Origin of the sequence: Streptomyces sp. NPDC049585 (genome assembly GCF_040675615.1) — a bacterium.
Taxonomy (GTDB): Bacteria; Actinomycetota; Actinomycetes; order Streptomycetales; family Streptomycetaceae; genus Streptomyces; species Streptomyces luteosporeus.
Genome location: NZ_JBFAPE010000001.1, coordinates 401,089 through 427,061, shown reverse-complemented (window position 1 = coordinate 427,061; position 25,973 = coordinate 401,089). Strand labels below are relative to the sequence as shown.

Here is a 25,973-nt window from a genome sequence, read left to right as displayed (position 1 = left end):
GCAGGCCACCGGTGACCATCACCCTCCTCCCCGCCGTCGGCGACCCCGACACCGACCGCCTCCTCGGCGATCTCCTGCTCCGGCTCCCAGGCGTGCGGCCCCTGCAGAGCGTGGGCGACTCCGCACGCCTGCTCGACACCCTCGCCGTGCTCGGCGCCGGCCCCCTCGACGACCTGCCCCACGTCGTCCTGGTCCACGAGCGCATCGGACCCGTGCCCGCCCTCGAACTCGTCCGCGAGATCGCCCTGCGCTTCCCCGCCACCGGCGTCATCCTCGTGACCGCCGACGCCGGCCCCGCCCTGTACGCCGCCGCCATGGACTGCGGCGCCCGCGGCCTGGCCGTCCTGCCGCTCACCGCCGAGGACCTCGGCGCCCGCGTCCAGGCCGCCGCGCACTGGGCCGTCGGCGTCCGGCGCCACCTCGGCGGCGGCGACAGCGGCGGTTCCGCGGCCGCCGGCGGCCCCGCGCCCGGCGGCACGCTCGTCGCCGTCGCCGGCGCCAAGGGCGGCGTCGGCACCACCGTCACCGCCGTCCAGCTCGCCCTCGCCGCCGGCGCCGCCGGGCGCACCGTCGCCCTCGCCGACATGGACCTGCAGTCCGGTGACGTCGCCTCCTACCTCGACGTGCAGTTCCGGCGCTCCGCCGCCGACCTCGCCGGCATCAGCGACATCTCGCCGCGCGTCCTGCAGGACGCCCTCTACCCCCACCCCGCCGGAGTGGCCCTCCTCCTCGCCCCCGCCGAGGGCGAACGCGGCGAGGACGTCGGCGACCTCGCCTCCCGCCAGATCACGGCCGCCCTGCGGGCACGCTACGACGTCGTGGTCGTCGACTGCGGCACGCAGATCACCGCGGCCGGCGCGGCGGTCATCGAGACCGCCGACGTCGCCGTCCTCGTCACCACGCCGGACGTGGTCGCGGTACGCGCCGCCAAACGCATGGTCAGGCTCTGGGAGCGGCTGCGCATCCGTACGCCCGAGGAGACGACCACCGTGGTCAACCGCCACACCCGCCACGCCGAGATCCAGCCCTCGCTCGTCGCCCGCACGACGGGCACGCGCACGGCACGCACGACCGTTCCGGCCGGATACAAGGAACTCCAGGGCGCGGTCGACGCCGGCCGCATGCAGGACCTGGACCCGCGCTCCGCGGTACGGCAGGCGCTGTGGGGCCTGGCAGCCGAACTCGGCCTGACCGCGCCGCCGCGGCGGCGGCACGCACTGGAGGCCGCCGCACGCGGCGGCACCGGCGCCGACCAGCTCACGCCCGTACCGGCGGGCGGCCGCTTCCGGCGGCGGTTCGGCGACCGCGGCCAGACGACGGTCGAATTCGTCGGCATCCTGCCGCTGATCCTCGTGGCCCTGGCCGTGATCTGGCAGTGCGTCCTGGTCGGCTACGCGTACTCCCTCGCCGGCCACGCGGCCGACAAGGCCGCCCGAGCGGGCGCGGTGGGCCGCGACTGCACGGCCGTCGCCCGGGCCGACCTGCCGGCGGCGTGGCATGCGGAACCCGACTGCGGGACATCGGGCCCGGTCTACCGGGCGACGGTGCGGGTCCGGGTGCCGGTGCTGTTCCCGGGGGCGGTGAACCTGCCGTGGAGCGTGACGGGCACGGCGGGCGTGGCGCGGGAGGATTGACGTGCGGACCGTCCGCGTTCGCCGGGGCTGCGCCCCGGGCCCGGAACGCCTGCCCACAAACCGGCGGGTGCCGTATCCGGCCCGTCCGGCGTTCGAGGACACCGGGCGGAGCCCGGTCCGGGGGTCCGAGGGGCGGAGCCCCGGTTTCGGGAAAGGGCGGGGTGGGGGAAGGCCCCCGGCAGGGCCCCACCCGCACCCCCGCGACCGCGGCTCCGCCTCCATCGAATTCCTCGGGTTCCTGCCGCTGCTGCTGCTCGTCGCGCTCGGCGCCGTCCACCTAGGCCTCGCCGCCTTCGCCGCGCAGCAGGCCGGCACGGCGGCCCGCGCCGCGGCGCGTACGGCCACGGTGGACGGTCCCCGCGGCGGCGGGAGCCCCGTCGCCGCGGCGCGGGCCGCCGTGACCGGCTGGGTCGCGGACCGGGCGGCGGTCGAGGCGACCCCCTGCCAAGCGGCGGCGGCGGGCGCCGCCACCGCCACGGTGACGGTCGACGTGCCCGCCCTGCTGCCCGGCACCGGCTTCTCCGTGACCCGCACCGCCACGATGGCGTGCCCGGCGCAGGGGGCGGGCCCGTGAGTCTGCGCGCCCGTATGCCCGCCGCGCCCGCGGCCCCCGGTGCCCGGGAGGCCGTGGCGGCCCACCTGGTGCCGGTGTACCGCACGAAGCTGCTGGAGGAGATCGATCTCGCCGAGATGTCGGCGCTGACGGCCGACGAGCGGCGGTCGCGTCTGGAACGGGTGCTGGGGCACATCATCAGCCGTGAGGGCCCGGTGCTGTCGACCGCCGAGCGGGACCGGTTGATCCGGCGGGTCGTGGACGAGGCCCTGGGCCTGGGCGTGCTGGAGCCGCTGCTGGAGGACCCCTCCGTCACCGAGATCATGGTCAACGGCCCGGAGCACGTCTTCGTCGAGCGGGCCGGCCGCGTCGAGCGCGTGCCCGTCCGGTTCGCGTCCACCGAGCAGTTGATGCAGACGATCGAGCGGATCGTCTCGACCGTCAACCGCCGTGTGGACGAGTCGAATCCGATGGTGGACGCGCGGTTGCCGACGGGGGAGCGGGTGAACGTCATCATTCCGCCGCTCGCCCTGGACGGCCCCACGCTCACCATCCGCCGCTTCCCGCGCGCCTACACGCTGCCGGAGCTCGTCGCCGTGGGCACGCTGGACGAGCAGATGGTGGTGCTGCTGTCGGCCCTGGTGCGGGCGAGGTTCAGCCTGGTGGTGTCCGGTCCGACCGGTGCCGGAAAGACGACGCTGCTGAACGCGCTGTCGGGGCTGATCCCGGACGGGGAGCGCATCATCACCGTCGAGGACGCCGCCGAGCTGCAGTTGCAGCAGTCGCACGTCATCCGGCTGGAGTCGCGCCCGCCGAACGTCGAGGGCAAGGGCCGCATCACCATTCGCGATCTGGTGCGCAACTCCCTGCGCATGCGCCCCGATCGCATCATCGTCGGCGAGGTGCGCGGCGGCGAGACGCTCGACATGCTGCAGGCCATGTCGACCGGTCACGACGGTTCGCTGGCCACCGTGCACGCGAACAGTGCCGAGGACGCGCTGATGCGGCTGCGGACCCTCGCGTCCATGTCGGAGGTGAAGATCCCGTACGAGGCGTTGCGCGACCAGATCGACAGCGCTGTCGACTGCCTGGTCCAGCTCGCCCGGCACCCGGACGGCACCCGCCGCATCGCCGAGATCGCCCTGCTGGAGCCCGGCCACCGCCTGGTGCCCGTGGCGCGCTTCGAGGCCGAGCCGATGGGCGCCGACCGGCTCGTGCGCGGGCGGTTCGCGCACTTCCCCCTGCCCCGACGGGCCGCCGAACGGCTCCGGCTCGCCGGCGAGGCCGTACCCCAGGCCTTCGCGGCCACGGCAACGGCCACCGCAACGGCCACCGGAACGGCCACGGCAACGGCCACCGGAACGGAGAGGTGAGGCACCCGCCCATGGACCACTCGGCACTCCTGACCACCGCCACCACCGGCGCCACCCTGCTGTGCGGCGCCCTCGCCGTCACGGGCGTACGGGCGTACCTCACCGGGCGGGACCGGCACCAGGCCCTGGTCGAGCGCCTGACGGACACCGGGCCCCCGGCGTCCGCCGGGCGCGGGCGGCCCTTCCGTCGCATCGACCGCCGGCTGCGCGCCACGCGCGCCGGGCGGTGGCTGGAGCGCCGCATCGCCTCGACGGGACTGGACGTGACGGTGGGTGAGTTCGCCGCGTACACGGTGGTCGCGGCGGTGGGGCTGTGGCTGCTGGCGGCCACGGCCCTGGCACCGTTCTTCGGGCCGCTGGCGGCGGTGGTCGCCGTCTGGTCGGCGCACGGCTTCCTGGCCTGGCAGCGGCGCAAACGGATCGAGAAGTTCATCAACCAGCTGCCCGAACTCGCCCGCATCCTCGCCAACGCCACCCAGGCCGGCCTCGCCCTGCGCACGGCCCTGGGCATGGCCGCGGAGGAGATGGAGGCACCGGCCGGCGAGGAGCTGGCCCGGGTCGCCGACCGGCTGGCCGTCGGCCACTCCGTCGACGAGGCCCTCGGCGAACTCGCCGACCGGCTCCCCTCCCGCGAACTGGTCGTCCTCGTCACCACCCTCGTCCTCTCGCACCGGGCCGGCGGCACCGTCGTCACCTCCCTGCGCAACCTCACCACCACCCTGGAGGAGCGCAAGGAGACGCGGCGCGAGGTGCGCACCCAGCTCTCGCAGGTGACCGTCACCGCCTACGTCGTCCCGCTCATGGGTATCGGCACGCTCCTGCTGATGGACCGCATCGCCCCCGGCTCGATCGACCGGATGACCGCCGACTGGTGGGGGCGCACGGCGGTGGTCGTGGCGTTCGCCCTGTACGGGGCGGGGTTCTTCCTCATCCGCAGGCTCTCGAAGATCGACGTGTGAGGAGTCGCCGATGGAGCCGATCGCACTGCTGCTGGCCCTCCTTGCGGGCGTGTCCGTCGCGGGCGCCTGGTACGGCATCGCGCTGCTGCGCAGCGACGCGCGGCTGCCACCGGACCTCGCCGTCGCCCTGGAGGTCGGCGCGAGCCGTACGACGGCCGTGGGCTCCGCCGTCGACCGCCTCGGCATGCGCTGGGCGCCGCTGGTGCTGCGCCTGATGGGCGAGGGGCGCGTGGCCCGGGTACGCCGCCGGATCGACCGCGCCGGCAACCCGGGCGGCCTGACCGTCGACCGCTACGCCGCCCGGCGCGCCGTCTACGGCGCGCTCGGCTTCGGCGGGGCCCTGGTGATGCTCGCCAAGGGGCAGCCGGTGGCCGCCGCAGTGCTGGTGGCCTTCGGTCTGTTCTGGATCGAGGTCGGCATCCGGGTCGCCGTGCGTGAGCGGCGCGACGCCATCGAGCGCACCCTGCCGGACTTCCTGGACGTCCTCGCCGTCGTCGTCAGCGCGGGCCTGGGGTTTCGGCAGGCGCTGGACCGGGTGGCCGAGCGCTACGAGGGCCCGTGGGCCGACGAACTGCGCATCACCCTGCGCCAGCTGGACATGGGCGTCGGCCGGCGGCAGGCCTTCGAGGAGCTGCGCCGGCGCAACGACTCCGAGCAGGTCGCCCAGTTCGTCACCGCTCTGCAGCAGGGCGAGGAGCTCGGCACCCCCATCGTCGACACGCTGATCGGCATCGCCACCGACATGCGCCGCACGGACGCCCAGCAGGCGCGGCGGCGCGCGGCCCGGGCCGTGCCGAAGGCGACGATGGTCATCACGACGTTCATGGTCCCGGGGACGATGATCCTGCTGATCGCGGGCTTCTTCCTGGGCTCGGGCACCGACTTCGGCTCCATCACGGGGGATTGAGCATGCCAGGACCGGTGAGAGGAGAGTCGCCCCGATGGCGAACGCGTCCCAGCACACCCACATATCCCCCCACCACGCCGCACCCTGCTCGGAGCACGGACCGCAGGACGGCGCGGCGCCCGCCGGGCAATTGCGCGAAGACCGTGAAGGGCCTTCGCGGCTGCAACGCGATGTGGGACAGTCGTCGTCCGAAGGCGTCGCCGCCGAGCGGGGGTGAGTCCCATGGTGTCCCAACTCCCCCACAGGGGAAGGCAATGGGCTCGTACGCACACAGTCGAAGCCTCCCGAGGAGGGAATCATGAGGCGCAACCGTTGGCGGCAGGACCGGGGCCAGACGTCGATCGAGTACCTCGGCATCATCGCGGTGGTCGTGGCGATCATCCTGGTGCTGACCACCACCGACTTCGGCACGATGATCGCGACTGCGATCACCAACCAGATCAGCAAGATCACCGGCTGAGCGCCGGGTCCCGTCCGCACCGCGACGCGGGCCAGGCGTTCCCCCTCTACATCACCGCCGTGGCGGCCCTGCTCTTCCTCGCCCTGGCCTTCTACGCCGTCGGCCGGGCCGGGGCCCTGCGCAACAGCGCCCAGACCGCGGCCGACGCCGCCGCCCTGGCGGCCGCCCAGGACTACCGGGACCAGCTGCGCACCGGCTTCCTCGCCGCGCTGGGCGCCGGCACCGGCTGGGCCGACTGGCTGGCCGGCCGGGGCGCGCGGGACGGGCAGGCGTGCGCGGCGGCCGACACGTACGCGGGCGCCAACGGCGCGCGCCCCGGCGTCAGCTGCGGGCCCGGCAACGCGCCCGGCTCGTTCACCGTCACCGTGACCTCGCAGCGCACCGTGGGGGACTCCGTCGTTCCGGGGACGCAGACGCGGCACGCGACGGCGACGGCCGAGGCGGTGGTGGAGCCGCGCTGCACGGCGGCCCCCGCCCCCACGCCGACCCCCACCCCCACCCCCTCCCCCTCCGCCTCGTCGACGGCATCCCCCGCGCCGCCGACGCCCGGCGCGCCCGGCGGCGCGGTGCGGCTGCTGTGCGACGGCAGGGTGCTCGTCGTCGGCCCCGGGCAGCCCCCGGCGGCCGTCCGGGCCGCGGACCTGTTCACCGTGCGCCTCACCGAATGAGCCGGGCCGGGTCCGCGTGCGCGCCGAACGCGCCGAACGAGCCGAACGACCAGCGACCAGCGACCAGCAAAGGACCAGCGACCATGACCTCGCGGATCGCCGGAGCAGCAGCCCTCGTGACAGTGACAGCGACAGCCCTCGCCCTGGCCGGATGCGGAGGCGGGGACGACGCAGGGAAGAAGAACATCGACCTGCAGTCGGCCGGCAGCCCCACCTCGGGCGCCGGCGCCGCGCCCACCCCCGCCCCCACCGCCGTGCTCGGCGAACTCAAGGGCCCCGAAGGGGTGGTGGTCACCCTCACCTCCGCCGTCCGCGACAAGGGCGGCTTCCTCACCGTGGGCGGCACGGTGACCAACCGGGGCACCAAGCCCTACACGCCCGTCGCCTGGCGCTCGAAGGAGACGGAGATCAAGTCGCAGTCCTCCGTCTCCGGGGCGTCCCTCGTCGACCCGGCCGGCCGCAAGCGCTACCTGGTCCTGCGCGACACCGACGGCGAGTGCCTGTGCACCACCGGCCTCGTCGGCATCCGGCCGGGCGAGAGCCGCGCGGTCTACGCCCAGTTCCCCGCCCCGCCGGCCGCCGTCACCGAAGTGGACTTCCAACTGCCGACCATGCCGTCCGTCCGCATCAGGATCTCGGGGTGAGATGGCCGTGCCGACGCATACCCACGCCCGTACGGCGGTGCTCACCGCCGCGACCGTCCTCGCGCTGTCCGCACCCCCGGCCGCCGTGCCCGCCACCGCGGCCGGGCCGGGCACCGCGCCCGGCACCACCGCGCCCGTCCGCATCGACCCCACCGCCCCCGGCCTGAAGCTGCGCCGCGGCGCCCGCCTCGCCGCGGGCCGTGTGCTCGACGTCAAGTCGGTCGTCGAGACGGACGACGGCGACGAGCGCCGCGTGGACACCAACACCGACGTCACCTTCGCCCTGCAGGCCGAGGTCCTCTTCGAGAAGGACAGCTCCGGCCTCGGCCCGGCGGCCGTCTCCCGGATCCGTACGATCGCCGACGAGGCCCGCCGGCAGCACGCCAGGACCGTGCGCGTCTTCGGCTTCACCGACGACCTCGGCCCGACGGACCACGGCACCGCCCTGTCCAAGGAACGCGCCAACGCGGTGCAGCGCGAACTGGCCAAGAACCTCGGTTCCTCCGCCGTCCGCTACGAGATCCGCGGCTACGGCGAGCAGTACCCCATCGCCGACAACGCCACCGAGGAAGGACGCCGCAAGAACCGCCGGGTGGAGGTCACCTTCCCCCGCGGCGGAGGCTGAGCGCGGACCGCGGTGACCTGCCCTTTTGATCCTGAGTTGTAGCCCTTTGTCGCAGCGCGAACACTGAAATCATGACCAGGAACGACATGATCGGCCTCCCCGACAGCACCCGCGCCCCGATCGCGGACGCGCGCCCCCTCGGGCCGGTCGACGATTCCGAGCAGATCGAGGTCACCCTCACGCTGCGGCGCCGCGCCGGGGTGCCCGCCGGCCTCGTCCAGGGGCCGCAGACCGTCTCGCGGGACGAACTGGCCGAACGCTACGGCGCCGACCCCGCCGACGTGGACCTCGTCCGACGCACCGCCGAGCAGCACGGGCTGCAGATGGTGGACGCCCCGCACCCCCGCCAGGTCAGGCTCAAGGGCCCCCTCGCCCGTATCCGGCAGGTCGTCGACCCCGGGGCGATGGAACGCGTCGAGAGCCCCGATCCGGCGACCGGCGGCCAGGTCGAGCACCGCCAGCGCGAGGGCGAGCTGCGCATCCTGCCCGAGTGGCGAAACGTCGTGGTCGGCGTGCAGGGCCTGGACGACCGGCCGCAGGCCCGCCCCCACTTCCGGCGCCGGCGGGCGGCCGCGCCCACCTCGTACGCCCCGTCCGACCTGGCCCGCGTCTACGACTTCCCGCAGGGGACCGACGGCAGCGGGCGGACCCTGGCGCTCCTCGAATTCGGCGGTGGGGCGCGGCAGCACGACCTCGACGCGTACTTCTCCGGCCTGGGCATCAGCCCCGCCCCCACCGTCGTCCCCGCCGGCGTCGACGGTGCCAGGAACGCCCCCGACGGCAACCCCGACGGACCCGACGGAGAAGTGATGCTCGACATCGAGGTGGCCGGCGCCCTCGCACCCGGGGCCCGGCAGGTGGTCTACTTCGCCCCGAACAGCGCCCAGGGCTTCGTCGACGCCCTGGCCACCGCCGTCGCCGCGGACCCGACCCCCGCGGCGGTCAGCATCAGCTGGGGTGCCATGGAAGCGAACTGGACCGCCCAGTCCAGGAACCTCTTCGACGAGGCCCTGGTCGACGCCGCCGCCCTGGGCGTGTCCGTCTTCGCCGCCTCGGGCGACGACGCCAGCACCGACGGCGCGCACGACGGCAAGCCGCACACCGACTTCCCCGCGTCCAGCCCGCACGTCGTCGCCTGCGGCGGCACCCACCTGGACGCCGACCCCGTGCACGGCACCATACGGTCCGAGACGGTGTGGCACACCGACGGCCAGGGCACCGGGGGAGGCGTGAGCCACGCCTTCCGGCTGCCGACCTGGCAGTCCCAGGCCGGGGTGCCGACCGTGCCCGGCCACCCCGCCGGACGGGGCGTGCCGGACGTCTCCGCCGTCGCCGCCCCCGAGACCGGCCATGAGGTCCTCGTCGACGGTCAGCGGCAGGTCGTCGGCGGGACGAGCGCGGTGGCACCGCTGTGGGCGGCCCTCGCCTGCCGGCTCTCCGAGGCCCTCGGGCGCCCCCTGGGCCTGCTGCAGCCCTTGCTGTACCCGGGCGCGATCCCCGGACACACGGCTCCCGGCTTCCGCGACATCACCCAGGGCGACAACGGTCACTTCACCGCGACGAGCGGCTGGGACGCCTGCACCGGCCTCGGCACCCCGAACGGCACCGAACTCCTCGACCGGCTGCGGGCCGCCGTCCCGGCCTGAGGGGGCCGTCATGTCCTCGTCCTCGCCCTCACCCCCGCCCACGCCCCGGCTGGACCCGGACGGCGCAGGCGACGTTGCCGCCAAGGGAAGCCCGCAGGCGTGGCGGCAGCGCGCCAGCGCCCACATCGCCCATCTCCAGGCGCAGATGGACCGGATCACCGCGCAACCGCTCACCCCCGGGGACGACGCGCTCGCGAAGAAGGCCAACGCGCATCTGGCGGCGGCGCGAAACGCCGTCAACGACCGTCCCCGGTCCGCGAAGAGTGCGACGGTCGACCGGATCTTTTCGAACGTCCACAAGGCCGAGGTGAAGATCGTTCGCCTCGTCCCGAGGGACGAACTGCGCTGGTACGGCATGGTCGTGCTCGCCCAGGCGCGTCAGCACCTCGGCGCCGAGGACCCTCGGCTGAGAGCCCTCGAAAGCGAGCTGAAGACCTCCAACAACCAGCTCGGCCCGCACCTGAGGGAGCTGGCCATCACCACGCTCCTGGCGGCGCACGACGCCGAGGAGACGGAGCGCGCCCGGGTGCGCAGCTTCCGCAACATCCTGCTGATTTCGGTGATGGCGACCGGCCTGATCGCAGCCCTGTTCGTCATCTGGGGGTACGCCGCGCCGCACGTCGTCCCCCGCAACCTGTGCTTCGAACAGCCGCCCACCCCGGACAACCTGCACCCCGCCGTCGCCTGCCCGGTCGGACCCCATGCCTCCGGGCGCGACGTCCTGCTCGTGGAGCTGTCCGGCCTCGGCGCCGCGGCCCTGGCGGGGGCCGTCTCCCTGCGGGACATCCAGGGGACCACCACGCCCTATTCCGTCCCCATGATGCTGATCCTGCTCAGACTCCCCGTCGGTGCCCTGGCCGCGCTCTTCGGCGTCTTCCTGATCCACGGCGGCGTCGTCCCCGGCCTGACGGCCCTGGACAACGGCCCGCAGATCGTCGCCTGGGCGGTCATCTTCGGCGTCCTGCAGGAGTCGGTGACCCGGCTGATCGACCGGCAGGGGAAGAAGGTCCTCGACAGCGCGCGCGACTCCACGCGAGGGGTGGAGGGGAAGTGACCGGGGCCGAGCGGCACTCGCCACCCGCTCCCCGGCCCGTTGTCACAGCAGGTGGTCGGCCTTGCCGGCTTTGATGTCGCGGATGAGGGTGCGGAGTGCTTCGCGGGTGTCGGTGAGGTAGTGGTCCTCGTCGCCGGCGACGGCTATGTAGCCGTTGCCGGCCTCGTCGGTGCCTAAGCGGAAGCAGTTGTTTCCTGCGCCGCAGAAGGGTGCTTCCCAGGTGATGTCATCCATGGTGAGTGCCTTCTTCAGAGGTCGCTTGCGACGTCGTGGATGAAGCCTCGCGAATGGGCCGGATCGAGCGCGGACCGTTCCATCCAGTCGAGATGTGAGCGGTACCGTTCCAGCTGCGATTCGGCGTGGACGAAGATCGGGCCGTCCGCCGAGTCGAGCTGCACGGTGTCGAGCTGCCGGACCGGACCTTCCGCGTACAACATCGCGTGGCCGGCCCCGGGGAAGGCGCCCGTCTCGACCGGGACCACACGGAGCACGATGTGGTCCCGCTCGGACATGAGCAGCAGGTGGTTCAGCTGCTGGCGCATCACCCGCCGTCCCCCGAACTGCATCCGCAGCGCCGCTTCGTGGATGAAGCCCACGTAATCCTGGGCTCGTTCCCGTTCGAAGACCTGTTGCCGTTGCATGCGATGTGCCACGTGGAGCTCGACCTCCAGCCGAGGCATGGGGGGCAGGACTGCTGCAAAGATCGCACGGGCGTAGTCCTCGGTCTGCAGCAGGCCAGGCAGGTGCATGACCTGTGAGGTCAGTACCCGTGTCGCGTGCCACTCCAACTCGGCGATGTCCAGCATGCCTGCGGGCACCGTGCCCCTGAAGTCCTCCCACCACCCCTGCCCCCGCTCGTCGGCCATGGCAGCCAGGGCCTCGATGTACTGGTCGTCCGGGCAGGCGTAGTTACAGGCGAGCGAGCGGACGCGTTCCGGAGTGATGACTCGCACGCCGGCCTCGATGTTGGAGATTTTCGTGCGGTCAATGCCGAGCAATCCCGCTGCGTAGTCGGTCGATCGGCCTGCGGCGAGCCGCATCCTGCGCAGTTCGGCTCCCAGCCGCTTCTGGCGCTCGGTCGGTGTCTTCCTGGGTGGCATGCCACCTTCCTACCGGTGGGACCGCGCAGCCGTACTCTTGCGCGCAAACCGTCACTCGATAGGGGCAATAGCCACATCTTTGGTGGCACCGTGCCACTGGCGCGGTCTAGCTTCGAGCTCGCACCGCCAAAGCCCCGCGCAGCGGAAGCGCATCCGCCGCCCGTTCCACGGGTGGGGGACAGGCCACCGCGAGGGCCGGGGCGCGCGTGCTCATCACTCACTCACCCCCACGGGAGCGCCGCATGGCATCCGTCAGCCTCTGCCCGGTCGTCCACCCCGCCGCGTCCGATGCCGCCGATCACGTGCGGCAGAGCCCGGCCCCGCACCGGGACCCGTACGACCTCGCGTGCACCTATGCCATTCCCGGTGAGCCGCACGCCGCAGCCGTGGCCCGGGCCGGGGTGTACCGGGCCCTGGAGGCGCACGGGCTCGGGGACCTCGTGCCGCCCGCCCTGCAGGCGACCGGTGAGCTCGTGGCGTGTGCGGCGCTGTTCGAGCCCGGTCAGGTGTTGTACCTGTCGTTGCGGTGGCGGCACGAAGTGGAGGGGGTGTGCATCACGGTGTGGGATCCACACACCGGCCACTCCGATGTGGACAGTTCCGCGCAGTGTGCGGCGCGCCGGAACAAGATGCTGTATCTGCTGGCGTGCGTCGTGCACGAGTGCAAGGGGAAGTGGGGCGTGGTCCGGCCGGCACCTGCCCGCGAGGGGACGAAGGTATGGGTGAACCTGCCCAGGGAGGGGGCCGCTCAGTACGCGGCGGCCCTGAGCTGAACAGGAGCGGCCCCAAGACGAACCGCTCCGGCCTCCTGTATGGAAGGGCCGGAGCGGTCGCTGTCAGGAGCCGATCAGGGGGCGATCAGCCGCCGAAGGGGCCGCTGGTGTTGTGGTCGGCGGCCTCGCACTGCTGGGCGCGCTTCTCGAGCTGGTAGGCGCGGTCGAGGGTGTGGCGGGCGGCCTCGCGCTGGCCCTGGCTCTTCTGGCGGGCGGCCTCGCGCTTGAGCTGGTCGGCCTCCTGGTGCAGCTTGCGGACGTCGCAGGTCACGCCTGCGGCCTGGGCGGCCGGGGCGAGGGTGGCGGCGACGCCACCGGCGAGGGCGGCGGCGAGAACAATGGCGGTCATGCGGCGACGCATGGTCGCTCCTTTCGAATTGCCGATCAGTTCCAGCCATAGCCGTGGCTGGAACTGATCGGTAACCGTACAGGAACGTCAATGCCGTTGAGGACGCGGTACCCCCGCTTCCGGTTCCAATCGGCGGACCGAACAGGCGATTTCGGTTTCATCGGGCATCGGGCGTCCCGCTCGTCGCCCAACTCGCCCCGCCCGACCGGGGCGTACGCTCGCGCGCCCGTCCTCCGCGCGGCAGGATGGGGCCTGCGCGGCGACGGGGGACGGCAGGGGAGCGCGGTGAGGGAGGCGGGAGATGAGGGGCCGGCTCGTCGTGGCGGCGACGGCGTTCGGGGTGGCGGGAGTGCTCCACGCGGGAACGGCGGGCGGACAGTCCGCCGAGGGACCGGCCGCCTACCGGCCGGCCGCCGGGGCGAGCCCGGTGCGGGGGGCCACCGGCACCGGCGGGAACGCCCCCGTGCTCGCGGCGGACCCGGCGGCGTACACCGACAGCATCGCCCCCGGTGAGAGCCGGTCCTACGGCGTGGAACTGGACGACCGCGCCAGCGCGTACGTCTCCGCCGTCGCCGTGCCCCGGCCCGGCAGCCGGATGGGCCTGCGGGACGGCATCGACGTGTCGTTGCTGGCCCCCGACGGCACCGCCTGCGGCGGTGTGCGGCACCGCTCCTTCGCCTCGGCCGGCGGCGCGTACCCGCTGGCCGACTCCGCCGAGCGCGTGGTGAAGGCGGCGGGCGGGGCCTGCGCCACGGCCGGTACGTACCGCTTCGTGGTCCGGCGCGGCGATGCGACGGGCGGCGACGCCGCGCCCGTGCAGCTGGAGCTCAAGTACACCTCCGGGCCCCCGCGGCACACGATCGCCGCCGCGCTGCCGAGCGCACCCGGCGGCTGGAGCTCGCAGGCGCCGTCGCCGCGGCCGACGGGCCGCGCCCGCGCGGTGCGCGGCGGCACGGGCTTCGACGACGCCGCCGAGATCGCCCCCGGGGCGTGGCAGGACCGGATCCGTCCGGGCGAGACGCGTTTCTACCGGGTGCGGGTCGATGCCGGCGAACAGCTCTTCGCGGACGCCGAGTTCGGATCGGGCGCGGCGGCCCACGGCCCGTACGTCGTCGGCGGGCTGCGGGTCGGCCTGAACAACCCCGGGCGCGGGTACGCCATGAACCGCACCGGCAGCTATCAGGGGCGGCCGGCCACCGTCTCCCTGGCCACGCCCCCGGCCGCGAACGACGGTGGCGGTGACGGCGGGGAGGCGGCCCGCGGGATGAGCCTGCCCGGCTGGTACTACCTGCAGGTGAGCGTGAGCCCCAAGGTCCGCGAGGACGGGGGAGTGCCGGTCGCGCTCGCCGTGTCCGTGGCCGGCGCGCGGCCGGCGGTCGCCACGGGCGGCGGCGCGGGCGGCGGGGGCCGGCAGGTCACCGGGGTGGAGCCGGTGGCGGCGGCCGGGCCGGCGCGGCGCGGCGAGCGGCTGCGGATCCTCGGCTACGCGGGCATCGGCACGGGCAGCGCCCTGCTGATCGGGCTCGGCGCATGGAGCCTGGCGGCGCGCCGCCGCGACGAGTGAGCGGTGGGCCCGGCCGGACCCACCGCAGGAAGGGGCACCTGTCAGGTGCGGTACGCGAAGTAGGCCGCGTCGGGGTTGGAGGCGATGATGCTCGCCACCGACTTCCGGAAGGTGTTGGTGGAGTGGTACGTCACGTACGGCACGCCCATGCGGCTGCGGTAGGTGACGATCATCGAGTGGTCCTTGGACCCGTCGCGGTCGAAGTCCATCTGCAGGATGTCACCGACGTCCATCTGGTAGACGTTCTGCAGGTTGGTCGCGCGCTTCTGCGACAGGGTGAACCACGACCACTCGTTGGCACCGACCCAGGAGGTGCTCAGGCTCCGGTTCGAGGAGTTGTACCACCACTTGGTGTAGTCGGAATCCGAGCCCGGCACGTCCTTCCAGCCACCGGCCTTCAGGGCCTGGCTGATGAAGTTCGTGCAGTCGCCGCCGCCCTTGTTGAAGCTCGGGTAGGCGGGGTTGTACCGGCTCCAGTACTTCTCCGCATAGGCCGCCATGGCCTTGTAGTCGTAACCGCCGGCCTTCTGCGTCTTGGGCGCCGGGCGGGCCGGCCAGGTGATGGCGGCCGGGGTCGCCTTCGGGTAGCCGTCACCGTCGGTCGCGGGCGCCGGAGTCGTCACCGGCTGGTTGACGGCGCGCGGGCCCTCGTCCTTGGCGCGGATGGTCGACAGCTCCCAGCTGCCCTTCGAACCGCGGGTGAACGTCATCTCGTGGTGGGCCTGGAAGCCGGTGGTCGTCGGCTCGTCGCCGCGCACCTTCTTGTACGTCAGGACCGTGGTCTCGGTGACCTGGACGGTGGCCGTGCGGCCCTTGATACGGACGCCGTCCGTGCTGACCTTGGTCTCCGCGTTGCTGTAGACCTCGCCCAGCTGCTCCAGGACCTTCTTGCGGTCGCGCAGCGAGCTCAGGCCGGAGGTCTCGGTGCGGGCCAGGCCCGAGGCCACGCGCACCTTCTTGTCGTGCAGGTCGCCCGGTCTGGTGACCCGGCGGCCGTCGAGGAGGGCCGCGGTGCGCTCGTTCAGCACCGCGTCGGCGAGGCGGCCGAAGGAATCGGTCGTCGCCCTGTCCACCGTGTTGTTGTCCTGTGCACCGATGGCCGTGGACGGCAGCAGAACACCCGCGGCAGCCACGGTGAGTCCTGCTCCGATAACGGATATGAGCGTCTTTCGCTTCACGAAGTTTCCTCTTGTCAAACCGGCCTGGGCTGACCGGTGAGTCGGAATCTTCGCACGAAGTTTCGCCATATTGAATGCGTGCCGGAATCCCGGACCGAAGGCGAAGTCAATCTGATATAGCGGTCGGTGGGCGGCGGATGACGTTTTGTCCGGGTGTTTCGTGGTGTTGTCCCACGACTGTCACGATCTTGTTCCGGTTGTGTTCCTGTCCTGTTCCTGTGTCCCCTCCCGGGGGACGAGCTCCAGCCGGTCGCCCGGCCGCAGACCCCAGGCGCTCATCGCCCCGGCCGCGGCCTCCAGCACCATGCGCGCCCGCAGGCGCGGCAGGCCGATCCGGCCCGGCGGCATGGTGCGCACGGCGAGGACGGTGAAGTCGCGGCGCAGGTAGGCCACGTCGATGGAGAAACGCATGCCCAGGGTGTGCACCCCGGAGGCGGGGACGAGCAGCAGACCGCCCTCCACCCCGTCCCGCCCGAGGAGCCCGCGGGTGCGGGATCGTGCCGAGGCGGCCACCTCGACCCGCACCGTCACACCCGAGGCGGGCAGACGGAGTTGGGCGGAACCGTCCTGCGCCAAGCTGTTCTGTGTCGAACCGCGCTGCCGGCGAGCCATGGCCAGAGGGTAGCCGGAGTTTTCCACAGGCCCGGACGGAATGCGCCGGACGTGCGTAACCTCGCGGCATGTACTCGCTGTTGATCGCCGCGTGCGCTGTGTACGGAGCGCTGGCCGGCGCCCTGGTGGCGCGGGCGCGGTACCGGCTGGCCGTGGCGCCGCAGGAGCCGTGGCGCACGGCCGCGCCGTGCGGCCACGCCGTCCCGGGCTGGCTGGGCCCGGCCCGCTGCGCCGTGTGCGGCGGGCGGTACGGGCCGGGGGCGCCGTGGTCCGCCGCCGCGACGGCCCTGGCCTGCGCGGCGCTGGCAGCAGTCGCCGGGGCGCGGCCGGAGCTCGGGGTGTGGCTGCTGGCCGCACCGGTGGGGGTGGTGCTGGCGGGCGTCGACTGGTCGGTGCGCCGGCTGCCGGACGTCCTCACGCTGCCGCTGGCGGCGGGCGTGGTGCTGCTGCTCGGCGTCGCCGCCCTGATACCGGGCGCGGCCGGTTCCTGGCCGCGGGCCCTGCTGGGCGGAGCCGTGCTGGGCGGGGCGTACCTGGTGCTGTTCCTGCTGCATCCGGCGGGCATGGGCTTCGGCGACGTCAAGCTCGCCCTGGGCCTGGGCTGCGTGCTGGGCTGGTACGGCTGGGGTGCCCTGCTCGCGGGAGCCTTCGCGGGCCTGCTGCTCGGCTCCCTCTACGGCAATGCCCTGCGCCTGGCGGGCCGCGCGGCGCGCGGCGCCACGATCCCGCTGGGGCCGTTCCTGATCGCCGGAGCCTGGGTGGGGGTGCTGCTGAAAGCCGGGGGATGACGTCATGGACGCGCCCGCGGCGCGCGCCGCGCCCGTACATGCCGCCATCCGGGTGTGATGTCGGCTACGTTCCCGCCATGATCACGTCCAAAATGCGGAATGGCGTCAAGCGGATGATGACTTTGCAAGACATTTTCGGCTGACACGCCGTACGTCTTTGAACAACGCGCCAGGATGGCCGGTTCTACACCGTAGGCCCAGTACTGAAGGGTCCCCCGGCCTTCGGCGGGACCCTGCGCAGAGGCGTATTCAAGATCGAATAGGGGGCTCCGGGTCAGCACGCCACGGATTGTCACCCCCCTCGATGCACCGAACACGGCCCCGGACCGGTTATGGTGGAAACCCCCCCTCGGGCCGGTCCGTATCCCCCCCACGGACCGGCCCGTTTTTCTTTCCCTCCGGTCACCCTCCGTGACGGGCTGTGCGGAGCCCGGTTCCGCGGGCCTCGGGTCAGCCCCGCTGGGCCCAGATGTTGACGCCCTCGGCACTCACGGCCAGGGCATCGATTTCGGCCAGCTCTTCCTTGGTCAGCGGCGCCCCGCCCAGTGCGGCCACGTTCGCCTCCAGCTGGGCCACGCTGGAGGCCCCCGTCAGCGCCGAGGTCATCCGCTCGTCCCGCAGCACCCAGCTCAGCGCCAGCTGCGCCAGCGTCTGGCCCCGGCGCTGCGCGATCGCGTTCAGCCCGCGCAGCCGCTCCACGACCTGGCCGGTCAGCAGCGCCGGGTCCAGCGAGGTGCCCCTGGAGGCGCGTGAGCCCTCGGGGACGCCCTGGAGGTACTTGTCGGTGAGCAGGCCCTGCGCCAGCGGAGCGAAGGCGATGCAGCCCATCCCCTCGTCCTCCAGCGTGTCGAGGAGCGCGTCGTCCTCGGTCCACCGGTTGATCATCGAGTACGACGGCTGGTGGATCAGTGCGGGTACGCCCATTTCGCGCAGCAGCCGGGCCGCCTCGCGCGTCTGCTCGGCGTTGTAGGAGGACACCCCCGCGTACAGCGCCTTGCCCTGGTGCACCGCGGACGCCAGCGCGCCCATCGTCTCTTCGAGCGGCGTGTGCGGGTCGAAACGGTGCGAATAGAAGATGTCGACGTAGTCCAGACCCATCCGGCGCAACGAGGCGTCCAGCGACGACAACAAGTACTTGCGGGAGCCCCACTCGCCGTACGGGCCGGGGTGCATGAGGTAGCCGGCCTTCGTCGAGATGACGAGTTCATCCCGGTAGGGCCGGAAATCCTGCTCCAGCAGCTTGCCGAAGTTCAGCTCGGCCGAGCCGGGCGGCGGCCCGTAATTGTTGGCCAGATCGAAGTGGGTGACCCCCAGGTCGAAGGCGCGGCGCAGGATCGCCCGCTGCGAGTCGAGGGTGCGGTCGTCGCCGAAGTTGTGCCACAGTCCCAAGGAGATCGCGGGCAGCTTGAGCCCGCTGCGGCCGGTGCGCCGGTACTCCATGGAGTCGTAGCGCGCCGGGGCCGCCCGGTAGAGCGAGGGATCGGTCATGTGCACCTGACTATCACGGTCTTGTGACAGGGCTAGTTGGGTCCTCGCGACACGCTGGCAGTAGGGTGGCGCCCTCGGGGCGACCGCCGTGGCATGGAGGGGCAGGAAGAGTGAAGTTGCGCGACCTGGTGTACAGGCTTTACGCACGCCGGGTGGAGGGCCGCCTCGACCATGCCCAGGTGCCCAAGCACATCGGCGTCATCCTCGACGGCAACCGCCGCTGGGCGCGGGCGGACGGCCGGACGACCGAGCAGGGCCACCAGGCCGGCGCGGACAAGATCTCCGAGCTCCTCGGCTGGTGCGCGGAGACCGACGTCGAGGTCGTCACCCTCTGGATGCTCTCCACGGACAACCTCGACCGTCCGGCCGAGGAGCTCATGCCGCTGCTCGCCATCATCGAGAACACCGTGCGCGGCCTGGCCGCCGACGGCCGCTGGCGCGTGCACCACGTGGGCAACCTCGACCTGCTGCCGGGGCGTACGCAGCAGGTGCTCAAGGAGGCCGAGCAGGACACGCTCGACCGCGAGGGCATACTGGTCAACGTCGCCGTCGGCTACGGCGGCCGGCAGGAGATCGCCGACGCGGTGCGTTCGCTGATCCTGGAGGCGGCGGAGAGCGGCACCTCCTTCGAGGAGCTGGCCGAGATGGTCGACGTCGACCACATCACCAAGCACCTCTACACCAAGGGCCAGCCGGACCCCGACCTCATCATCCGTACCAGCGGTGAACAGCGGCTGTCCGGCTTCATGCTCTGGCAGAGCGCCCACTCCGAGTACTACTTCTGCGAAGTGTTCTGGCCCGCCTTCCGGAAGGTCGACTTCCTGCGGGCGCTGCGCGATTACGCGGCACGCCACCGGCGGTACGGCTACTAGGGCGTGTGCGGCGGATCTTCGTCACGCGCCACCGCGGCGCCCCGTAGGGGCGCGGGGCGGTGTCGATCTGCGGCTGCCGCCGCGTGAGCGCGACAAGCCACGACGCGCCCGCAGACGAAGTGCCGTGCTGCGCCCGGACCCCGCGGGGGTGATACGTCGTCTGCAGGCCGCCGGTGGCTGATCGCGCAGTTCCCCGCGCCCCTACGGGGCGCTCCGCTACGCGGTCCAACACCGCGGCGAGGGGCGCCGTTGTGCGAACGGCAGTACGGGCAACGGGGTGTCGATCGTTCACCTGCTCGTCGCATATGCCGTTGCATGGTCACGCGAAGGAGCGGGAATATCCCCTGCAGGCCGGCGGTCTTCAGCGGGACCGTCGCTCTGCCAGCGGGTGGCATGGGGCCGCCCGCCCGGGAGGCCCTTTGCACCAGGACGATGCCCGTGGGCACCGAGCGGCGCCAAGCGCCCGCACGGCCGACGTGGCGGGCCGGAGGTCCGGCAACCCTGGCAGGGCCGGCACCCGGTCCGTTCCCCGCGCCCCCGTGCCTCACGCCGGCGGCGCGTCTCACCTCTGCACGAGGGGGTACGTCCACCCGTGGTGACCAGCAAGAAGCGCCGTGACGGCGACCGGCGCACCTTTGTCCTCGACACCAGCGTCCTGCTGGCCGACCCAGGAGCCATGACCCGCTTCGAGGAGCACGAGGTCGTGCTGCCCGTGGTGGTGGTCACGGAGTTGGAGGCCAAGCGGCACCATCCGGAGCTCGGTTACTTCGCCCGCAAGGCCCTGCGCCTGCTGGACGACTACCGGGTGCAGCACGGGCGGCTGGACGCACCCGTGCCGATCGGTGAGCTGGGCGGCTCGCTGCGCGTCGAGCTGAACCACTCGGATCCCGGCATACTGCCCGCCGGTTTCCGCCTCGGCGACAACGACACGCGCATCCTCGCGGTCGCCCGCAACCTGCAGGCCGAGGGGTACGACGTCACCGTCGTCTCCAAGGACCTGCCGCTGCGGATCAAGGCGTCGGCGGTGGGGCTGCTGGCGGAGGAGTACCGGGCGGAGCTGGCCGTCACCGACTCCGGCTGGACGGGCATGGCGGAGCTGACCGTCAGCTCCGAGCAGGTGGACGAACTCTTCGCCGCCGAGCGGGTGTCCGTGCCCGAGGCCGCGGAACTGCCCGTGCACACCGGGCTGGTCCTGCAGTCCGAGCGGGGCAGCGCGCTGGGCCGGGTGACGGCCGACGGTGCGGTGCGGCTGGTGCGCGGCGATCGCGAGGCGTTCGGCATCCACGGCCGCAGCGCCGAGCAGCGCGTGGCGCTGGATCTGTTGCTGGACCCGGAGGTCGGCATCGTCTCGATGGGCGGCCGGGCCGGTACGGGCAAGTCGGCGCTGGCCCTGTGCGCGGGGCTGGAGGCGGTCCTGGAGCGGCGCCAGCACCGCAAGGTGATGGTCTTCCGACCGCTGTACGCGGTGGGCGGCCAGGAGTTGGGCTACCTGCCCGGCACCGAGGCCGAGAAGATGAGCCCGTGGGCGCAGGCGGTCTTCGACACCCTCTCGGCGGTGACGACGGCGGAGGTCATCGAGGAGGTGGTGGGCCGCGGGATGCTCGAAGTGCTGCCGCTGACCCACATCCGGGGCCGCTCGCTGCACGACGCGTTCGTCATCGTGGACGAGGCCCAGTCGCTGGAGCGGAACGTGCTGTTGACGGTGCTCTCGCGCATCGGGGCCAACTCCCGGGTCGTTCTCACCCATGACGTGGCGCAGCGGGACAATCTGCGGGTCGGTCGGTACGACGGTGTGGTCGCCGTGGTAGAGAAGCTGAAGGGGCACCCCCTCTTCTCGCATGTGACGCTCACGCGTTCGGAGCGCTCGCCGATCGCGGCGATGGTGACCGAAATGCTGGAGGACGGCCGCATCTAGCGGGATTGGTTCCCGGGTCGGCGCGCGGCGGGCGGAGCAGCCTAGCCGCGCGTCGTCGTGTGCCGCGGCTCTTTCCGCGAATCGGTCGGGATAAACGAGGTGTGAGCTTTCCCACGTACCCAAGAATTGCTTCGCGGCGTGTCGTTCGGGCAGAGTCTGGTTCCTGTCAGGCCCCGCATACGGCACTTGGGCCCCTTCGGGGGCACTGCGTATCACACACAACTGAAGAACGTCGCCGTATGCCGCCCGAGCACTGAGCGGACCTCCCTCACGGAGGGCCCACCGGGTCAGTGCCTCCCGTGACCGGCCGGCCCTTCGGGGTCCGGTGCCTTCGGAGGCCAGCGCCAGGGGCACGATCGCGTCCGCGAGGTCACCTATGCGGGCGATGCTGGAAGGAAACCGTGTGAGCCGGATTTCGGTCCGGGGATTCGCCGTGGCATCCGCCACCGCGGTCACCACCGTTGGCGCCGTTGTCGGTGTCGCCGCGGGTCACGACCAGGGTACGACCGACCGGGTCGAGGCCACCGCCGCGGACACCACTGTTCTCGCGGGTATTCCCGTCGCACAGAACGTCCAGGCGCAGTCCGCTTCCCTCACGCAGCAGGCCGAGTCGCAGACCGAGGCCGCCGACGCCGCCGCCAAGAAGGAAGCCGAGGAGGCCGCGCGCAAGCAGGCCGCCGAGGACGCCACCGCCAAGAAGGAAGAGGCGGAGAAGAAGGCGAAGCAGGAGGCGGAGGAGAAGGCCGCCAAGCGCGACCAGGAGGACATCGCCAGCCGTTCCGCGGCGCGCGACGCGTCCTCGTTCGCGGTCAAGGGCTCCTACTCCGTCGCCGAGGTCCAGGCGATGGCCCGGCAGATGGTCCCGGGCGACCAGTTCCAGTGCTTCAGCAACATCGTGAACAACGAGAGCACCTGGGACTACACGGCCACCAATGCCTCCTCCGGCGCGTACGGCCTGGTGCAGGCGCTGCCCGGCACCAAGATGGCCTCGGCGGGCGCCGACTGGCGCACCAACCCGGCCACCCAGATCAAGTGGGGCCTGAGCTACATGAACGAGCGCTACGGCAGCCCGTGCGGCGCCTGGTCGTTCTGGCAGGCCAACCAGTGGTACTAGGTCCTTCCGGACCCCGCTGACATGACGAGACCCCGACCGGTACCGGTCGGGGTCTCGTCACGTCCGGCCAGGTAACGTCTCAGCAGGGATGGCCACGGGGGAGTGGGGTAGAGGAAGAAGAATGTCCAGATTGCCACGATGGGTGGGCGGGCTGGGAGCGGGTCTGACACGGCTCGCCGAGCGGCTCGAAACCCGCAGGGCCGCCACCGAGTCCGGCACACAACCCGGGCCCGTACCCACGCCTGCCCGCGTCACGGCGCCCGAACCCACCGAACCGCAGCCCGTCGCCGCGGCCCCGGCCGGGCCCGCCGCGGCCCCGGCCGCACGGCACGAGGCCGTACGGCCCGACCCGGTCACGGCCGTCCCCTGGGGCATCCGCGTCGCGGCCGAGGTCGCCTGGCGGCTGCTGATCCTCGCGGGCACCCTGTACGTGCTGATGCGTGTGATCAGCGCGGTGCGGCTGGTGGTGCTGGCCTTCGTGGCCGGCCTGCTCATCACGGCCCTGCTGCAGCCCACCGTGGGCGCGCTCAAGCGGCGCGGCGTCCCGCGCGGCCTGGCCACGGCCATGACCTTCGTCTCCGGCTTCGTGGTGATGGGGCTGGTCGGCTGGTTCGTGGCCTGGCAGGTGACCGAGAACCTCGACGACCTGTCGCAGCAGGTGCAGCACGGCATCACCGAGCTCAAGCGCTGGCTGCTCAACAGCCCGTTCCACGTCACGCAGGACCAGATCAACAACATCGCCGACAAGCTCAGCGAGGCCATCGGCACCAACACCAAGGACATCACCTCGGCGGGCATAGAGGGCGTCCAGGTGATCATCGAGGTGCTCACGGGCATCCTGCTCGCGATGTTCTCGACGCTCTTCCTGCTCTACGACGGCCCCCGCATCTGGCAGTGGCTGCTGAAGCTGGTGCCGGCCGCCGCCCGCGAGGGTGTGGCGGGCGCCGGCCCGCGGGCGTGGACGACGCTGACCGCCTATGTGCGCGGCACGGTGATAGTGGCCCTGATCGACGCGATCTTCATCGGCATCGGGCTGTTCTTCCTGAACGTGCCCATGGCCGTGCCGCTGGCCGTGTTCATCTTCCTGTTCGCCTTCATCCCGCTGGTCGGCGCGGTGGTCTCCGGCGCGCTGGCGGTCGTGGTGGCGCTCGTCACCCGCGACGTCTTCACGGCGATGATGGTGCTCGTGGTCGTGCTCGCGGTGCAGCAGATCGAGGGCCACGTCCTGCAGCCGTTCATCCTCGGCCGCGCGGTGCGCGTCCACCCGCTGGCGGTCGTCCTCGCCGTCGCCGCCGGCTCGATGATCGCCGGCATCGGCGGCGCGGTCGTGGCCGTGCCCCTGGTGGCGGTGACCAACACGGTCGTCGGTTATCTACGGGCGTACGCGCGGGAGAACGCCGTCGGCGCTCCGCCGGGAGACGGCGAGAAGTGAACAAGGAAGCGGGCCCCCGACCGAAGGTCGGGGGCCCGCTTCCTTGTGACCGCAATCAGCCGTTCAGCACGGCTTCCGCGTCCAGCGTCGCGCCGACGGCCTGGAGCACGGCGGCAATCTTGAACGCTTCCTGGATCGTCTCCCGGTCCACGCCGGCCTTGCGCAGCACCTGCTCGTGCGAGTCGAGGCACATGCCGCAGCCGTTGATGGCGGAGACCGCCAGGGACCACAGCTCGAAGTCGACCTTCTCCACGCCCGGGTTGCCGATGACGTTCATCCGCAGGCCGGCCCGCAGGTTGCCGTACTCCGGGTCCGACAGCAGGTGCCGGGTCCGGTAGTAGACGTTGTTCATCGCCATGATGGCGGCGGCGGCCTTGGCGGCCTCGTAGGCCTCCGGGGAGAGGTGGGTCTTGGCCTCCGGCTCCAGCTCGCGCAGCACGATCGGCGAACGGGTCGCGATCGCGCAGGAGAGCACGGTGCCCCACAGCTGCTGCTGGGGCAGGTTGGAGTTGCCGATGACCGAGCCGAGGTTCAGCTTCAGGTCCTTGGCGTAGCCCGGTATCGCGGACTTCAGTTCATCGAGGGCCATGGAGGATCAGCTCACTCGCCGGCGAGGAGCTTGACCGCGTCGAGGGTCTCCTCGCCCTTGGACCAGTTGCAGGGGCACAGCTCGTCGGTCTGCAGGGCGTCGAGGACCCGCAGGACCTCCTTGGGGTTACGGCCCACGGAACCGGCGGTCACCATGACGAACTGGATCTCGTTGTTCGGGTCGACGATGAAGACGGCGCGCTGGGCGTAGCCGTCCTCGCCCTCGACGCCGCAGCCGCGCATCAGCTCGTGCTTGGCGTCGGCGAGCATCGGGAAGGGCAGGTCGCGCAGGTCCTTGTGGTCCTTGCGCCAGGCGTGGTGGACGAACTCCGAGTCGCCGGAGACACCGAGGATCTGGGCGTCACGGTCGGCGAACTCCTCGTTCAGCTGGCCGAACGCGGCGATCTCGGTCGGGCAGACGAAGGTGAAGTCCTTCGGCCAGAAGAAAACGACCTTCCACTTGCCCTCGTAGGTCTTGTGGTCGATCTGCGCGAAGGCCTTGTCGGCCTCGAGCGAGACACAGGCGGTCAGGTCGAACTCGGGGAACTTGTCACCGACAGTGAGCACGCGCTCTCCTTGCAACGAAGGAAACCCACTGATTCGGGGGTTTCCTGCGGGTTGGACAAGAACACAGTGCCACAGGAGGCATTGATAGGGGAAATAGGTAGACTGGGTGATGTTGATTGGAGGTGGTTATCAGTGACGTCGTCGACCTCGTCCATAGCCCCCGGACGCCCCCGCCAGCCCAGCCTCGCCCAGCTGCGCGCCTTCGTCGCCGTGGCCGAGCACCTGCACTTCAGGGATGCCGCGACGGCCATCGGCATGAGCCAGCCCGCGCTCTCCGGTGCCGTCTCCACCCTCGAGGAGACCCTCGGAATTCAGCTTCTCGAGCGTACGACGCGCAAGGTGCTGCTCAGCCCTGCGGGTGAGCGGCTCGCCGTCCGGGCCCGCGCCGTCCTGGAGGCGGTCGGCTCCTTCATGGAGGAGGCGGAAGCCGCCCGCGCCCCCTTCACCGGCGTCCTGCGCCTGGGCGTCATCCCCACCGTCGCGCCGTACCTGCTGCCCACCGTGCTGCGCCTGGTCCACGACCGCTACCCGCAGCTGGACCTGCAGGTCCACGAGGAGCAGACCGGCTCCCTGCTCGACGGGCTCGCCCAGGGCCGGCTCGACCTGCTGCTGCTCGCCGTGCCCCTCGGCATGTCCTGGATCACCGAACTGCCCCTCTTCGACGAGGACTTCGTCCTGGTCACCCCGCACGACCACTGGCTGGCCGGGCGCGGCGACATCCCGCGCGAGGCCCTGCGCGAGCTGGACCTGCTGCTGCTCGACGAGGGCCACTGCCTGCGCGACCAGGCCCTGGACGTGTGCCGGGAGGCCGGCCGCACCGAGGGGGTCGCCGCGACGACCAGCGCCGCCGGGCTCTCCACGCTCGTCCAGCTCGTCGGCGGCGGCCTCGGGGTGACCCTGCTGCCGGCCACGGCCCTGCAGGTGGAGACCGGCCGCAGCGAACGGCTCGCCACCGGCCACTTCGCCGACCCCGCGCCCTCGCGCCGGATCGCCCTGGCGATGCGGACGGGGGCCGCTCGCCAGGGCGAGTTCGAGGCGTTCGCCGCCGCCCTGCGCACGGAGCTGCGACGCCTGCCGGTACGGATCGCCCCGTAGGGGCGCGGGGAACTG

27 protein-coding genes are annotated in these 25,973 nt (G+C 72.3%); 19 read left to right on the top strand and 8 right to left on the bottom strand.

Annotated elements, in window-relative coordinates:
• The first annotated feature begins 11 nt into the window (after positions 1–11).
• From AB0K17_RS02015 to AB0K17_RS01965, 11 genes are all read left to right on the top strand, one after another.
• Positions 12–1,634, top strand: coding sequence for a P-loop NTPase (locus AB0K17_RS02015; protein ID WP_365981780.1), 1,623 nt, complete (start codon positions 12–14; stop codon positions 1,632–1,634).
• A gap of 67 nt (positions 1,635–1,701) precedes the next feature.
• Complete coding sequence (locus AB0K17_RS02010) at positions 1,702–2,208, top strand: TadE/TadG family type IV pilus assembly protein (RefSeq protein WP_365981779.1); 507 nt, start codon at positions 1,702–1,704, stop codon at positions 2,206–2,208.
• The gene (locus AB0K17_RS02005; protein ID WP_365981778.1) at positions 2,205–3,560 is read left to right on the top strand and encodes a CpaF family protein; all 1,356 of its coding nucleotides are present in this window, start codon (positions 2,205–2,207) and stop codon (positions 3,558–3,560) included. The genes AB0K17_RS02010 and AB0K17_RS02005 overlap by 4 nt, the downstream gene beginning before the upstream one ends.
• An 11-nt stretch (positions 3,561–3,571) precedes the next feature.
• Positions 3,572–4,519, top strand: coding sequence for a type II secretion system F family protein (locus AB0K17_RS02000; protein ID WP_365981777.1), 948 nt, complete (start codon positions 3,572–3,574; stop codon positions 4,517–4,519).
• Between the two features lie 10 nt (positions 4,520–4,529).
• Positions 4,530–5,426, top strand: a complete 897-nt coding sequence (locus tag AB0K17_RS01995; RefSeq protein ID WP_365981776.1) for a DUF5936 domain-containing protein — start codon at positions 4,530–4,532, stop codon at positions 5,424–5,426.
• Positions 5,427–5,724: 298 nt separating this feature from the next.
• Positions 5,725–5,886 (top strand): hypothetical protein, encoded by a 162-nt coding sequence (locus tag AB0K17_RS01990; protein ID WP_365966813.1) that lies wholly within the window; start codon positions 5,725–5,727, stop codon positions 5,884–5,886.
• On the top strand, positions 5,883–6,554 hold the full coding sequence (locus AB0K17_RS01985) for a pilus assembly protein TadG-related protein (RefSeq protein ID WP_365981828.1): 672 nt from the start codon (positions 5,883–5,885) through the stop codon (positions 6,552–6,554). The genes AB0K17_RS01990 and AB0K17_RS01985 overlap by 4 nt, the downstream gene beginning before the upstream one ends.
• Before the next feature lie 83 nt (positions 6,555–6,637).
• Entirely contained in the window at positions 6,638–7,198 is a 561-nt protein-coding gene (locus tag AB0K17_RS01980) for a hypothetical protein (protein WP_365981775.1), read from the top strand.
• A gap of 1 nt (position 7,199) precedes the next feature.
• Positions 7,200–7,823 carry an OmpA family protein gene (locus AB0K17_RS01975; protein WP_365981774.1) on the top strand — a complete coding sequence of 208 codons (624 nt, stop codon included), beginning with the start codon at positions 7,200–7,202 and terminating at the stop codon, positions 7,821–7,823.
• 71 nt (positions 7,824–7,894) lie between these two features.
• Positions 7,895–9,469 carry a S53 family peptidase gene (locus AB0K17_RS01970; RefSeq protein ID WP_365981773.1) on the top strand — a complete coding sequence of 525 codons (1,575 nt, stop codon included), beginning with the start codon at positions 7,895–7,897 and terminating at the stop codon, positions 9,467–9,469.
• Between the two features lie 10 nt (positions 9,470–9,479).
• Positions 9,480–10,523 (top strand): hypothetical protein, encoded by a 1,044-nt coding sequence (locus tag AB0K17_RS01965; protein ID WP_365966809.1) that lies wholly within the window; start codon positions 9,480–9,482, stop codon positions 10,521–10,523.
• Positions 10,524–10,565: 42 nt separating this feature from the next.
• Here AB0K17_RS01965 and AB0K17_RS01960 read toward each other — a convergent pair whose 3' ends face one another.
• Both AB0K17_RS01960 and AB0K17_RS01955 read right to left on the bottom strand, forming a co-directional pair.
• A complete protein-coding gene (locus AB0K17_RS01960; RefSeq protein WP_365966808.1) occupies positions 10,566–10,757 on the bottom strand; it encodes a hypothetical protein in 192 nt (63 codons plus the stop codon).
• A 14-nt stretch (positions 10,758–10,771) separates the two neighbouring features.
• Complete coding sequence (locus AB0K17_RS01955; protein ID WP_365966807.1) at positions 10,772–11,623, bottom strand: helix-turn-helix transcriptional regulator; 852 nt, start codon at positions 11,621–11,623, stop codon at positions 10,772–10,774.
• A 242-nt stretch (positions 11,624–11,865) separates the two neighbouring features.
• Between AB0K17_RS01955 and AB0K17_RS01950 the strand changes: the two genes are divergently transcribed.
• The gene (locus tag AB0K17_RS01950; RefSeq protein WP_365966806.1) at positions 11,866–12,396 is read left to right on the top strand and encodes an ATP-binding protein; all 531 of its coding nucleotides are present in this window, start codon (positions 11,866–11,868) and stop codon (positions 12,394–12,396) included.
• 85 nt (positions 12,397–12,481) lie between these two features.
• Here the strand turns inward: AB0K17_RS01950 and AB0K17_RS01945 are convergent, their stop codons facing one another.
• Positions 12,482–12,757 (bottom strand): hypothetical protein, encoded by a 276-nt coding sequence (locus AB0K17_RS01945; RefSeq protein ID WP_365981772.1) that lies wholly within the window; start codon positions 12,755–12,757, stop codon positions 12,482–12,484.
• A 289-nt stretch (positions 12,758–13,046) separates the two neighbouring features.
• Here AB0K17_RS01945 and AB0K17_RS01940 point away from each other — a divergent pair, with 289 nt between their 5' ends.
• Positions 13,047–14,309, top strand: coding sequence for a hypothetical protein (locus AB0K17_RS01940; RefSeq protein WP_365981771.1), 1,263 nt, complete (start codon positions 13,047–13,049; stop codon positions 14,307–14,309).
• Positions 14,310–14,350: 41 nt separating this feature from the next.
• Here the strand turns inward: AB0K17_RS01940 and AB0K17_RS01935 are convergent, their stop codons facing one another.
• Positions 14,351–15,442: an amidase domain-containing protein gene (locus AB0K17_RS01935; RefSeq protein WP_365981770.1), complete on the bottom strand. Its 1,092-nt coding sequence runs from the start codon at positions 15,440–15,442 to the stop codon at positions 14,351–14,353.
• A 225-nt stretch (positions 15,443–15,667) separates the two neighbouring features.
• Positions 15,668–16,099 (bottom strand): DUF192 domain-containing protein, encoded by a 432-nt coding sequence (locus tag AB0K17_RS01930; protein ID WP_365981769.1) that lies wholly within the window; start codon positions 16,097–16,099, stop codon positions 15,668–15,670.
• A gap of 68 nt (positions 16,100–16,167) precedes the next feature.
• Here AB0K17_RS01930 and AB0K17_RS01925 point away from each other — a divergent pair, with 68 nt between their 5' ends.
• Complete coding sequence (locus AB0K17_RS01925; protein WP_365981768.1) at positions 16,168–16,887, top strand: A24 family peptidase; 720 nt, start codon at positions 16,168–16,170, stop codon at positions 16,885–16,887.
• Between the two features lie 450 nt (positions 16,888–17,337).
• Here AB0K17_RS01925 and mgrA read toward each other — a convergent pair whose 3' ends face one another.
• Positions 17,338–18,375, bottom strand: a complete 1,038-nt coding sequence (gene mgrA / locus AB0K17_RS01920) for an L-glyceraldehyde 3-phosphate reductase (RefSeq protein ID WP_365981767.1) — start codon at positions 18,373–18,375, stop codon at positions 17,338–17,340.
• Positions 18,376–18,485: 110 nt separating this feature from the next.
• Between mgrA and AB0K17_RS01915 the strand changes: the two genes are divergently transcribed.
• The 4 genes from AB0K17_RS01915 to AB0K17_RS01900 all read left to right on the top strand — a co-directional run bounded on the left by AB0K17_RS01915 (position 18,486) and on the right by AB0K17_RS01900 (position 23,708).
• Positions 18,486–19,247 carry an isoprenyl transferase gene (locus AB0K17_RS01915; protein ID WP_365981766.1) on the top strand — a complete coding sequence of 254 codons (762 nt, stop codon included), beginning with the start codon at positions 18,486–18,488 and terminating at the stop codon, positions 19,245–19,247.
• 592 nt (positions 19,248–19,839) lie between these two features.
• Positions 19,840–21,162, top strand: coding sequence for a PhoH family protein (locus AB0K17_RS01910; RefSeq protein ID WP_365966798.1), 1,323 nt, complete (start codon positions 19,840–19,842; stop codon positions 21,160–21,162).
• A gap of 385 nt (positions 21,163–21,547) precedes the next feature.
• Positions 21,548–22,276: a transglycosylase SLT domain-containing protein gene (locus AB0K17_RS01905; protein ID WP_365966797.1), complete on the top strand. Its 729-nt coding sequence runs from the start codon at positions 21,548–21,550 to the stop codon at positions 22,274–22,276.
• A gap of 121 nt (positions 22,277–22,397) precedes the next feature.
• Positions 22,398–23,708: an AI-2E family transporter gene (locus AB0K17_RS01900; RefSeq protein WP_365966796.1), complete on the top strand. Its 1,311-nt coding sequence runs from the start codon at positions 22,398–22,400 to the stop codon at positions 23,706–23,708.
• A 55-nt stretch (positions 23,709–23,763) separates the two neighbouring features.
• Here the strand turns inward: AB0K17_RS01900 and AB0K17_RS01895 are convergent, their stop codons facing one another.
• Positions 23,764–24,297 carry an alkyl hydroperoxide reductase gene (locus tag AB0K17_RS01895; protein ID WP_365966795.1) on the bottom strand — a complete coding sequence of 178 codons (534 nt, stop codon included), beginning with the start codon at positions 24,295–24,297 and terminating at the stop codon, positions 23,764–23,766.
• An 11-nt stretch (positions 24,298–24,308) separates the two neighbouring features.
• Positions 24,309–24,863, bottom strand: a complete 555-nt coding sequence (locus AB0K17_RS01890) for a peroxiredoxin (protein WP_344436679.1) — start codon at positions 24,861–24,863, stop codon at positions 24,309–24,311.
• A 132-nt stretch (positions 24,864–24,995) separates the two neighbouring features.
• On the opposite strand from AB0K17_RS01890, the gene AB0K17_RS01885 reads away from it, so the two are divergent.
• On the top strand, positions 24,996–25,958 hold the full coding sequence (locus AB0K17_RS01885; protein WP_365981765.1) for a LysR substrate-binding domain-containing protein: 963 nt from the start codon (positions 24,996–24,998) through the stop codon (positions 25,956–25,958).
• Positions 25,959–25,973: the final 15 nt, after the last annotated feature.

Coding starts and splice junctions, on each gene's coding strand:
- AB0K17_RS01930 (WP_365981769.1), bottom strand. CDS start 16,099: ATGGCTCGCCGGCAGCGCGGTTCGACACAGAACAGCTTGGCGCAGGAC.
- AB0K17_RS01955 (WP_365966807.1), bottom strand. CDS start 11,623: ATGCCACCCAGGAAGACACCGACCGAGCGCCAGAAGCGGCTGGGAGCC.
- AB0K17_RS01965 (WP_365966809.1), top strand. CDS start 9,480: ATGTCCTCGTCCTCGCCCTCACCCCCGCCCACGCCCCGGCTGGACCCG.
- AB0K17_RS01990 (WP_365966813.1), top strand. CDS start 5,725: ATGAGGCGCAACCGTTGGCGGCAGGACCGGGGCCAGACGTCGATCGAG.
- AB0K17_RS01905 (WP_365966797.1), top strand. CDS start 21,548: ATGCTGGAAGGAAACCGTGTGAGCCGGATTTCGGTCCGGGGATTCGCC.
- AB0K17_RS01960 (WP_365966808.1), bottom strand. CDS start 10,757: ATGGATGACATCACCTGGGAAGCACCCTTCTGCGGCGCAGGAAACAAC.
- AB0K17_RS01995 (WP_365981776.1), top strand. CDS start 4,530: ATGGAGCCGATCGCACTGCTGCTGGCCCTCCTTGCGGGCGTGTCCGTC.
- AB0K17_RS01950 (WP_365966806.1), top strand. CDS start 11,866: ATGGCATCCGTCAGCCTCTGCCCGGTCGTCCACCCCGCCGCGTCCGAT.
- AB0K17_RS01980 (WP_365981775.1), top strand. CDS start 6,638: ATGACCTCGCGGATCGCCGGAGCAGCAGCCCTCGTGACAGTGACAGCG.
- AB0K17_RS02000 (WP_365981777.1), top strand. CDS start 3,572: ATGGACCACTCGGCACTCCTGACCACCGCCACCACCGGCGCCACCCTG.
- AB0K17_RS01940 (WP_365981771.1), top strand. CDS start 13,047: ATGAGGGGCCGGCTCGTCGTGGCGGCGACGGCGTTCGGGGTGGCGGGA.
- AB0K17_RS01945 (WP_365981772.1), bottom strand. CDS start 12,757: ATGCGTCGCCGCATGACCGCCATTGTTCTCGCCGCCGCCCTCGCCGGT.
- AB0K17_RS01900 (WP_365966796.1), top strand. CDS start 22,398: ATGTCCAGATTGCCACGATGGGTGGGCGGGCTGGGAGCGGGTCTGACA.
- mgrA (WP_365981767.1), bottom strand. CDS start 18,375: ATGACCGATCCCTCGCTCTACCGGGCGGCCCCGGCGCGCTACGACTCC.
- AB0K17_RS01970 (WP_365981773.1), top strand. CDS start 7,895: ATGACCAGGAACGACATGATCGGCCTCCCCGACAGCACCCGCGCCCCG.
- AB0K17_RS01975 (WP_365981774.1), top strand. CDS start 7,200: ATGGCCGTGCCGACGCATACCCACGCCCGTACGGCGGTGCTCACCGCC.
- AB0K17_RS01895 (WP_365966795.1), bottom strand. CDS start 24,297: ATGGCCCTCGATGAACTGAAGTCCGCGATACCGGGCTACGCCAAGGAC.
- AB0K17_RS01925 (WP_365981768.1), top strand. CDS start 16,168: ATGTACTCGCTGTTGATCGCCGCGTGCGCTGTGTACGGAGCGCTGGCC.